Source organism: Streptomyces flavofungini (assembly GCF_041028215.1).
GTDB classification, from domain to species: Bacteria; Actinomycetota; Actinomycetes; order Streptomycetales; family Streptomycetaceae; genus Streptomyces; species Streptomyces flavofungini_B.
In genome coordinates, this window is record NZ_JASKYR010000293.1 from 1 (window position 1) to 9887 (window position 9887).

Here is a 9887-nt window from a genome sequence, read left to right on the forward strand (position 1 = left end):
CMSGACGGCCGCGGAGACGCTCGCCACGATGCAGGCGGCGGTCCTGACCGGCGAGGCGGTGTGGATCGGCTACGTCAACGCCGAGGGCGCCGCGAGCCAGCGCGTGATCGCCCCGGTCCGCGTGGAGGGCGGCTTCGTCACGGCCTACGACCACACGGCGGACGAGGTCCGCACGTACCCCCTGCACCGGGTCACGGGCGTGGCGGAGCTGGCGGACGACTGACCCGGGGGAACCGGCGGGGCGGGAGGCCGGACAAAAACCGTTGGCCCCGGTCCGCGCGGCGCGCTTAGGATGCCCCCTTCCCCGGCCTCCCTCGCGGAGCGCCGCCCCCCGGACGGAAACCGGGCGGCAGCCAGGCACACCGAACCTGGAGACAGCACCGACGGGCCGCGGCGGCCACCGCCGCGGCTCGCGTCGTGACACCGCCAGAACCGCCGGAGGCATCCGTGCACGCGCACGACCAGACCGACCCGCTCGCCCGCGAGCGGGGTCACCTCGACGCGTCCCGTTCCGCCCTGCGCGCCATGCGCGCCGACGCCGAGGCCCTCGACATCCGTGACGTCACCGCGAACTGGGTGAACGCCGCGGTCCTCGAAAGACAGCTCGACGAGCGCATCAAGTCCCTCGCCGACCTCGCCCACACCCCGCTGTTCTTCGGCCGCCTCGACTACCTGCACGCCCCGGGCGCCGAGCAGGCCGAGGGCGCGGAGGGCGAGCGGTTCTACATCGGGCGGCGCCATGTCCACGACGCCGACGGCGACCCGATGGTCATCGACTGGCGCGCGCCGGTCTCCCAGCCGTTCTACCGGGCCTCGAAGAAGAACCCGATGGACATCGCGCTGCGCCGCCGCTTCGGCTACACCGGCGGCGACCTCACCGCGTACGAGGACGAGCACCTCAGCGACGCCGACGAGGCCGAGCGGACCAGCGCGCTGCTCCAGCGGGAGATCGAGCGGCCCCGCGTCGGCCCGATGCGGGACATCGTCGCCACCATCCAGCCCGAGCAGGACGAGATCGTCCGCAGTGGTCTCTCGGGGAGCGTCTGCGTGCAGGGCGGGCCCGGCACCGGCAAGACCGCCGTCGGCCTGCACCGCGTGGCCTATCTGCTCTACGCCCACCGCGAGCGGCTGGCCAGGACCGGCACCCTGGTCATCGGGCCGAACGCCTCCTTCCTGCACTACATCGAGCAGGTGCTGCCCGCCCTCGGCGAGCTGGAGGTCAAGCAGGCCACCGTCGACGACCTCGTCGCGCACGTGGAGGTCAGGGGCGCGGACGACGCGCCCGCCGCCCTGGTCAAGGGCGACGCCCGGATGGCCGAGGTGCTCCGCCGTGCCGTGCGCTCGCACGTCACCCCGCCCACCGAACCCGTCGTGGTGGTGCGCGGCTCACGGCGGTGGCGCGTCCCCGCGTACGAGCTGGCGGAGATCGTCCAGGAGCTGCTCGCGCGCGACATCCGCTACGGAGCCGCGCGCGAGGCCCTGCCGCAGCGCATCGCGCACGCCGTCCTGGTCCGCATGGAGCAGTCGGGCGAGGCGCCCGACGACCGGGTGCAGGACGCCGTGGCGCGCAACACGGCGGTGAAGGCGGCCGTGAAGGCCGTCTGGCCGCCGGTCGACCCGGCGAAGCTGGTCCTGCGGCTGCTGTCCGACGCGGAGTTCCTCGCCGCACACGCGGACGGCATCCTGACCGAGGAGGAGCAGCGCACGATCCTGTGGGCGAAGCCCGCGCGGAGCGTGAAGTCCGCCAAGTGGTCGGCGGCGGACGCGGTCCTCGTCGACGAGGCCACCGACCTGGTCACGCGCACGCACTCCCTCGGCCATGTGGTGCTCGACGAGGCGCAGGACCTCTCCCCCATGCAGTACCGCGCGGTGGGGCGGCGCTGCACGACGGGCTCGGCGACCGTGCTCGGCGACCTCGCGCAGGGCACCACCCCGTGGGCGACGCGCGGTTGGGACGAAGCGCTCGGCCATCTGGGCAAGGGCGACGCGGTGGTGGAGGAGCTGACGGCCGGTTTCCGTGTGCCGCGCGAGGTCATCGCGTACGCCTCGCGGCTGCTGCCGGACATCGCGCCGGGCCTCGCCGAGGTCAACTCGGTGCGTGAGTCGCCCGGTTCGCTCGCGGTGCGGCGCTCCGAGGACGGCGAAGCGCTGGACGCGGCCTGCCTCGCCGCGTGCGACGAGGCGCTGGAGCGGGAGGGTTCGGTGGGCCTGATCGCGGCGGACTCCCGGATTCCCGCGCTGGCCGAGGCGCTGAAGGCGGCCGGGGTCACGTACCTGGCCCCCGGCGAGGAGACGACGCCCGACACCCGTCTGACCCTGGTGCCCGCCTCGCTCGCCAAGGGCCTTGAGTACGACTACGTGGTGCTCGACGAGCCCGCCGCCGTCGTCGACGGCGAGCCCGACGAGCGGACCGGCCTGCGCCGGCTGTACGTGGCGCTGACGCGTGCCGTCTCCGGACTCACCGTCGTGCACGCGGCTCGACTGCCCGCGCAGCTCGCTTAGTTCCGGGGAGCCTTGCTGCCGTCCGCCCGGCCCGCGGCGGACGGCAGGTGCGTCACGACGAGCACCAGGCCCGCCAGGGTCACGACACGCGTGGCGGCGTCCAGGCCGTTCCAGTTCTCCGACTGCCACATGGCGAACCACTCGCCGCCGACGCCTATGAATCCGGCGCCGAACAGCAGCAGGATCATCACGAGGCCGAGGGTGCCGACGCGGCGGGGCCGCGCGTAGCCGGAGCGGCGGCGCAGGGCCCCGGCCCACAGGACCGTCGCGGCGATCAGCGCCAGTGCGGCGACGGACTCCCAGACGATGATCGCGACGTACGCGGCGTCCTGGAGGCCGGTGGACGTCACCGCCCGCCACATCAGGTCGTCGTCCTTGAAGGTGGTGTCCATCGCCAGGACATGGCGTACGAACTGCTGGTTGGTGCCGAAGTCGGTGATGTTCCCGAAGGCCACGAGCGCGATGTAGAGCGCGACGGTCCCGGTGAGCAGGGCCGCGGCGGCGGGCAGCGTGCGGCCTGACGGGGCGTCGGCCGGTTCGGTGTCCGGCGCGTTGGTCGGTGCGGTGGTCATGAAGTCCCCTCCCTAGGGGCACATTTGTACCCCGAGGGATCGACGGCCGCCCCGTCAGGGGCACGTCACAGGGACATCCACCCGCCCGCTAGCCGTCGACCGCGGCCCGCCACTCCGCCACGGCCGACGCGGACACCGGCGCCTCCCACCCGGCGGGCCGTGCCGCGCCGCCGATGTGGAAGGCGTCCACCCCGGCCGCCTTCAGCTCGGGCAGGTGGTCAAGGCGGAGGCCGCCGCCGACCAGGAGCCGCGGCCCGTAGCCGGGGTCGCCGCACCGGGCGGCCTCCGCGATCAGCGTGGGGAGCCCCTCGTCCACGCCGCCCGCGGCCCCGGCCGTGAGATACGTGTCGAGCCCCGGCAGGTCCGCGAGCTGCTTGCGGAGGGCGTCGCGGTCGGCGGCGCGGTCGATCGCGCGGTGGAAGGTCCAGCTGCACCCGTCGAGCGCGTCCACCAGAGGCTCCACGGCCGCGAGGTCGGGGGCGCCCGACTCGTCGAGGAAGCCGAGCACGAACTCGTCGGCGCCCTCGCTCCGCAGCTCACCGGCTCTGCGGACGAGCTCGTCGACGTCCCCGGCGGCGAACCCGTCGGCCAGGCGCAGCATGACGCGCAGCGAGAGGTCGACCCTGGCGCGGATCGCGGCGAAGGTCTCGCGCGAGGGGGTGAGGCCGTCGGCGGCCATGTCGGTCACCAGCTCCAGGCGGTCGGCACCTCCGTCCCGCGCGGCGACGGCGTCCTCGGCGTCGAGGGCGATCACCTCCAGTACTGCACGCTTGCTCATGGATGTCTCTTCCTCTTCATCACGATCGTTCGTGATTCGTCCCACAGGTCTAGTCCAATTGACAGCCTACGCGCAGAACACCCCGGCGCGAGGCGACTCCCTCGTACCGGGGTGATCCGCTGTCGCCCGGACCGGCCTTTCAGGACAGCGGCTTGAAGCGCCGCAGCCGCAGGCTGTTGCCGACCACGAACACCGAGGAGAAGGCCATGGCCGCTCCGGCGATCATCGGGTTGAGCAGGCCGGACGCGGCGAGCGGCAGCGCGGCGACGTTGTAGGCGAAGGCCCAGAACAGATTCGACCTGATCGTCTTCAGGGTGCGGCGCGAGAGCCTGATCGCGTCGGCCGCCGCCCGCAGATCCCCCCGTACGAGGGTGAGGTCGCCCGCCTCGATCGCGGCGTCCGTCCCGGTGCCCATCGCGAGCCCCAGATCGGCCTGGGCGAGGGCCGCCGCGTCGTTCACGCCGTCGCCCACCATGGCCACGCTGCGCCCCTCGGCCTGGAGCCGCTTGACCACGTCGACCTTGTCCTCCGGCAGCACCTCGGCGATCACGTCGCCGGGGGCGATGCCCACCTCCGCGGCCACCGACGCCGCGACCGCCTTGTTGTCGCCGGTCAGCAGGATCGGGGTCAGACCGAGGGCGCGCAGCCTGCGGATCGCCTCCGCACTCGTGTCCTTCACCGCGTCGGCGACTTCGAGGACCGCCCGCGCCTCACCGTCCCAGGCGACCGCGACGGCCGTGCGCCCGGCCTCCTCCGCCGCCTCCTTGGCCCGCTTCAGCTCGCCGGTGAGCCGGATCTCCCACACTTCGAGGAGCTTTTCCCGGCCGACCAGGACCGCGTGGCCCCCGACGACGCCCTGCACGCCGAGCCCGGCGACGCTGGCGAAGTCCTCGGGGACGGGCAGCGGGCCCGCCTCGGCCGCGGCTCCGGCGGCGACGGCCCGCGCGACGGGGTGCTCGGAGGAGTGCTCCAGCGCGCCCGCGAGGCGCAGCGCCTCGGCGGCGGTGGTGCCGGGGGCGGTGTGCGTGGCGAGCAGGGTCATCGTGCCGGTGGTGACGGTGCCGGTCTTGTCCAGGACGATGGTGTCGGCCTCGCGGGTGGACTCAAGGACCTCCGGGCCCTTGATCAGGATGCCGAGCTGGGCGCCGCGCCCGGTGCCGACCATCAGGGCCGTCGGCGTGGCGAGGCCGAGGGCGCACGGGCAGGCGATGATCAGGACGGCCACGGCGGCGGTGAAGGCGGCGGTGAGTCCGGCGCCGCTGCCGAGCCAGAAGCCGAGGGTGGCGAGCGCGAGGCCGATGACGACCGGCACGAACACCGCGGAGATCCGGTCGGCGAGGCGCTGGGCGGCGGCCTTGCCGTTCTGGGCGTCCTCCACGAGCCGCGCCATCCGGGCGAGCTGGGTGTCCGCCCCGACCCGGGTGGCCTCGACGACGAGGCGCCCGCCCGCGTTGAGCGTGGCTCCGGTGACCGCGTCGCCCGCGCCGACCTCGACGGGCACGGACTCGCCGGTCAGCATGGAGGCGTCGACGGCCGACGCGCCCTCGACGACGGTGCCGTCGGTGGCGATCTTCTCGCCGGGCCTGACCAGGAAGCGGTCACCGGCCCTCAGCCCGCCCACCGGCACGGTCTCCTCGCGCCCGCCGTCGCGCAGCACGGTCACGTCCTTGGCGCCCAGTTCGAGCAGCGCCTTGAGGGCGGCGCCCGCCTTCCTCTTGGACCGCGCCTCGAAGTAGCGCCCGGCGAGGATGAAGGCGGTGACCCCGGCCGCGGCCTCCAGGTAGATGTTGCCCGCGCCGTCGGTGCGCGCGATGGTCAGCTCGAAGGGGTGGGTCATGCCGGGCGTGCCCGCGGTACCGAAGAACAGCGCCCACAGCGACCACAGGAACGCCGCCGACGTGCCGACCGAGATCAGCGTGTCCATGGTGGCCGCGCCGTGCCGCGCGTTGACGACGGCGGCCTTGTGGAAGGGCCAGGCGGCGTAGGTGACGACGGGTGCGGCCAGCGTCAGCGAGAGCCACTGCCAGTACTCGAACTGCCAGGCCGGGACCATCGCAAGGGCGATGACGGGCACCGCGAGCACCACCGCCGTGACCAGGCGCTCACGCAGCGGCCGCAGCTCGTCGCCGTCCCGCGTCCCGGCCGCCCCGTCACCGGGACCCGGGGCTCCGCCCGAAGCCTCCCGTACGGGAGCGGGCTCCTGGGCCGTGTACCCGGTGGCCTCGACCGTGGCGATCAGGTCGCCCACGGAGACGTCGGCGCCGCGGTAGCTGACCTTGGCCTTCTCGGTGGCGTAGTTGACGGTGGCCTCGACGCCGTCCATGCGGTTGAGCTTCTTCTCGATCCGCGCGGCACAGGAGGCGCAGGTCATGCCACCGATGGCGAGTTCTACCTCTGCCGCCTCGGTGGGGCCGGGGGTGGTGGTGGACATGTCGCAGGCTCCTCGTGACGTGTCGCGCTCCGTTTCGGATACCGGGGTCGGGTATCCCTGACGAGATCCACGTTATACCCACGGGGGGTATCCGACGCAAGGGCGGAACGGCCTTGACTTGATACCCCCCAGGGGTATTGTCGAGGCATCGCGAGAACCGAACCGGCAGACCCAGGGAGCCGTCATGCACACCGGACTGAAGATCACCGCGTTCACCGCAGCCGTCGCCGCGACGTTCGGCACGGCGTACGGGGTGGGCAAGGGCGTCGGCCCCGTCACGGACACGACGCCCACGGCCGGACACGAGAGGGCCGCCCACGGCGAGGCCGACGCGGACACCGGCGAGGCACGTCACGGAAAGGGCGGGGCGGGCCACGGAGAAGGCGCGACAGGCCATGGCGGAGAAGGCGCTGACGCTCCCGGCGGGCTGCGGATCTCCGAGGGCGGTTACACCCTCGACCTGAAGACGGCCCGCGTGAGCGCGGGCAAGCGCGAGAAGCTCCGCTTCGCCGTCGTCGACGACGCGACCGGCAAGAACGTCACGGCGTACGAGAAGGAGCACACCAAGGAGCTGCATCTCGTCGTCGCCTCACGCGACCTGGCCACCTACCGGCATCTGCACCCCGAGCGCGCGTCCGACGGCACCTGGTCGACCCGGGTAGCCCTGCCCGAGGCGGGCGGCCACCGCGTCTTCGCCGACTTCCGCCCCCGGGGCGCGAAGGAGGCCCTGACGCTCGGCGCCGACCTGGCGGTGGCGGGCAGGTCGGCGCCGAGGGAGCTTCCGGCGGAGAGCGCCAGGGCCTCGGTGGACGGCTATGACGTCACGCTCAAGGGCGGCCTCAAGCCGGGCGAGGCCAGTGACCTGACCCTGAGCGTGGCCAGGAACGGCCGCCCGGTGACCGACCTCCAGCCCTACCTCGGCGCCTACGGCCACCTGGTCGCCCTGCGCTCCGGCGACCTCGCCCACCTCCACGTCCACCCCGACGGCGAGCCGGGCGACGGAAGGACGCGGCCGGGCCCGCGCGTCTCCTTCACGACGACGGCACCGAGCGCGGGCGCGTACCGCCTGTTCCTGGACTTCAAGCACAAGGGCGAGGTACGCACGGCGGCGTTCACCGTGCACGCGGGCGGCCACGCCCACGAGGACGCCCGCCAGGGCCCCTGAGGCCCCTGAGGCCCCTCAGGCCCCTCACCCGAAAAGGTTGATCTCCTCCTCGCGCGCCCCGGCGAGTTCGTACCGCGTGCCCGTGAGCGGGCGGCCCGCGCAGAGCCGGATCAGGGTCGGGGCGTCGCCGATGTAGCGGGCCGGAGGCCTCCGGCCGTCCGTGGTGCCGAGGGCCAGCGGCTCGTCCCTGCCGTCGACGTCGGCGTGGACCGCGAGGCCCGGCGCCCTCCTGGCGTAGGCGCCCTTGCTGAATTGCGCGAGCAGCGGCAGCGCGTCCGCGAGCCCCGCCCCCGCGTACGCACCGGGCTTGCCCCAGGCCTCCCGTACGTCTCCTGCGTGCACCCACTCGCCCACCGCGACGCCGTCGAGCGCGCCCTTGGCCGCCGCGAGCACCGGGCCCACCTCCGTCAGGCCGCGCTCCAGCTCGTCCACGACGCGCGAGTTCGGCCAGTCGGCGCGCTCGGCGATGTCCCTGTCATTGCCCTCGGCGGAGAACACGCCCTCCTCGAAGCGGCTCTCGATCACCCGCATCAGCGCGGCACCGCAGTGCGCGAGCACATGTCGCACGGTCCAGCCGGGACAACAGGTGCGGATCGCGTACGCGTCGTCGGGCGCGTCCCTCAACAGCGGTATCAGGGCGTCGCGTTCGGCGGTGAGCAGCCGTCCCGCGCGCTCGGGCTCGTAGCTCTCGTCAGGCGTCGTGGTCGTCATGCCCCGAGCCAACCCTTCCTGACAGCTCCTGGCAACGGCACGAACCTCTAGGCTCGTCCCATGGCACCCACGGCCGATCACGGCGACACCGACCACGGCGGCACCGGCCTCCGCGCCCGCTGGCTCAAGACGCTGCTGCGCGTACGGAACACCGACGAGTGTGTCTTCGACCCGTACCGGATCGCCGACAACCTCCTTGAGCGCTGGGCCGAACCGCAGCGGCGGTATCACACCACCGCACACCTGACGGCGGTCCTCGACCACATCGGCGTACTGGAGGACCACGCCGACGACGCCGACATCGTCCGTATCGCCGCCTGGTTCCACGACGCCGTCTATCTGCCCGACCGGTCGACGAACGAGGAGCGCTCCGCCCGGCTGGCCGAGCGCGCGCTCCCCGAGGCGGGCCTCACCTCGGCGCAGATCGCCGAGGTGACCCGGCTCGTCCGCCTCACCGTCAGCCACGACCCGGCCGACGGCGACCACAACGGCGAGGTGCTCTGCGACGCCGACCTGGCGGTCCTGGCCTCGGAACCGGCCGCGTACGCCGCCTACGCCGCGGCCGTGCGCGAGGAGTACGGATTCGTGCCGGACGAGGCGTTCCGCGCGGGGCGGGCGGCGGTCCTGCACCAACTCCTCGCGCTGCCGAAGCTGTTCAGGACGCCGCACGGGGCGGCCCACTGGGAGGCCCCGGCACGCGAGAACCTCACCACGGAGCTCGCGCTGCTCACCCCGTGAAACCGGGAGAGAAATCCCGGGCCGCACCTCCCGTCCTCCCGTACGCTGCGCGCATGCTGCTCATGGGTGGGGACCGGATCGAGGAAGCCGTGGCGCACACGGCGAAGGTGCTGCGTTCGGTGGCGGACCGGGACTGGGGGACGCCTGCGAGCGGGCTCGAATGGAGCTGCCTGAAGACAGCGGAGCACGTCGCGAGCGACTTGGTGGCGTACGCGGGTCAGCTCACCGGGCGTGCCACCGGGGCGTACGTTCCCTTCGAGATCACCCTCGACGAGGGCTCGGGACCCGAGGACGCGATCCGGGTGATCGAGGCGACCGGCGGCCTGCTGGCCTCCGTGGTCCGTACGACGCCGCGCGGGGTCCGCGCGTACCACCCCTACCCCTGCGGCAGCGCCGACGCGGCGGGGTTCGCCGCGATGGGGGTCGCCGAGGCGCTGCTCCACACGCACGACATCGCGTCGGCGTTCGGCGTCGGCGCCGAGCCGCCCGCCGAGCTGGCGGAGGCCGTCCTCGCGCACCTCTTCCCGCATGTGCCGCCCGCCGCGTCGGGGGCGGGCCCCTGGCAGGTCCTGCTCTGGGCCACCGGGCGGGGCGAGCTGACCGGGCGGGCGCGGCAGACCGCGTGGCGGTGGCGCAACGCGGACTCGCTCGCGGCGGGTCCCGTGGCACTCCGCGAGGCCCCGCCCGCGGTCGCGGCGGATCTCGCCGGGGGCGGTACGGGCGGCTTCACCTGGATCGAGGGCGGTCCCTACGACGGGACGCGGGGCGCGGCCGAGAGCGTCCTGAAGGGGTACACGTCCGGGGTCCACCGCCCCGAGTTCGGCCTCTACGTGATCGTGCGCACCGAGGACGAGGTGGCTATCGGCGGCATGGGCTTCCACGGCCCGCCGGACGAGGAGGGCCGCGTGGAGGTGGGCTACGACCTGGCGGAGGCGGCGCGCGGCCGGGGTTACGCGACGGTGGCCCTCCAGGCCCTGTCCACCTGGGCCC

At 73.7% G+C, this 9887-nt stretch carries 9 protein-coding genes; 5 read left to right on the forward strand and 4 right to left on the reverse strand.

The window, feature by feature from the left end; translation table 11 throughout:
• Positions 1–223 (forward strand): WYL domain-containing protein (locus AB8Z36_RS20620; RefSeq protein WP_369214824.1); only part of this gene is annotated, 223 nt, incomplete at its 5' end.
• Positions 224–447: 224 nt separating this feature from the next.
• Positions 448–2502, forward strand: coding sequence for a HelD family protein (locus tag AB8Z36_RS20625; protein ID WP_369214825.1), 2055 nt, complete (start codon positions 448–450; stop codon positions 2500–2502).
• Here AB8Z36_RS20625 and AB8Z36_RS20630 read toward each other — a convergent pair.
• The 3 genes from AB8Z36_RS20630 to AB8Z36_RS20640 all read right to left on the reverse strand — a co-directional run bounded on the left by AB8Z36_RS20630 (position 2499) and on the right by AB8Z36_RS20640 (position 6283).
• Complete coding sequence (locus tag AB8Z36_RS20630; RefSeq protein WP_369214826.1) at positions 2499–3074, reverse strand: DUF2165 domain-containing protein; 576 nt, start codon at positions 3072–3074, stop codon at positions 2499–2501. The two genes, AB8Z36_RS20625 and AB8Z36_RS20630, sit on opposite strands and share 4 nt — an antisense overlap.
• A gap of 88 nt (positions 3075–3162) precedes the next feature.
• Positions 3163–3852 (reverse strand): copper homeostasis protein CutC, encoded by a 690-nt coding sequence (locus tag AB8Z36_RS20635; protein ID WP_369214827.1) that lies wholly within the window; start codon positions 3850–3852, stop codon positions 3163–3165.
• 139 nt (positions 3853–3991) lie between these two features.
• Positions 3992–6283 carry a heavy metal translocating P-type ATPase gene (locus AB8Z36_RS20640; protein WP_369214828.1) on the reverse strand — a complete coding sequence of 764 codons (2292 nt, stop codon included), beginning with the start codon at positions 6281–6283 and terminating at the stop codon, positions 3992–3994.
• A 184-nt stretch (positions 6284–6467) separates the two neighbouring features.
• On the opposite strand from AB8Z36_RS20640, the gene AB8Z36_RS20645 reads away from it, so the two are divergent.
• Positions 6468–7448, forward strand: a complete 981-nt coding sequence (locus AB8Z36_RS20645) for a hypothetical protein (protein ID WP_369214829.1) — start codon at positions 6468–6470, stop codon at positions 7446–7448.
• A gap of 24 nt (positions 7449–7472) precedes the next feature.
• On the opposite strand, the gene AB8Z36_RS20650 is transcribed toward AB8Z36_RS20645, so the two are convergent.
• Positions 7473–8159 carry a maleylpyruvate isomerase family mycothiol-dependent enzyme gene (locus tag AB8Z36_RS20650; protein ID WP_369214830.1) on the reverse strand — a complete coding sequence of 229 codons (687 nt, stop codon included), beginning with the start codon at positions 8157–8159 and terminating at the stop codon, positions 7473–7475.
• A gap of 60 nt (positions 8160–8219) precedes the next feature.
• Here AB8Z36_RS20650 and AB8Z36_RS20655 point away from each other — a divergent pair, with 60 nt between their 5' ends.
• Complete coding sequence (locus tag AB8Z36_RS20655) at positions 8220–8897, forward strand: HD domain-containing protein (RefSeq protein WP_369214831.1); 678 nt, start codon at positions 8220–8222, stop codon at positions 8895–8897.
• Positions 8898–8950: 53 nt separating this feature from the next.
• Positions 8951–9887, forward strand: a 937-nt coding sequence (locus tag AB8Z36_RS20660) for a GNAT family N-acetyltransferase (RefSeq protein ID WP_369214832.1), incomplete at its 3' end; no start/stop codon positions are given.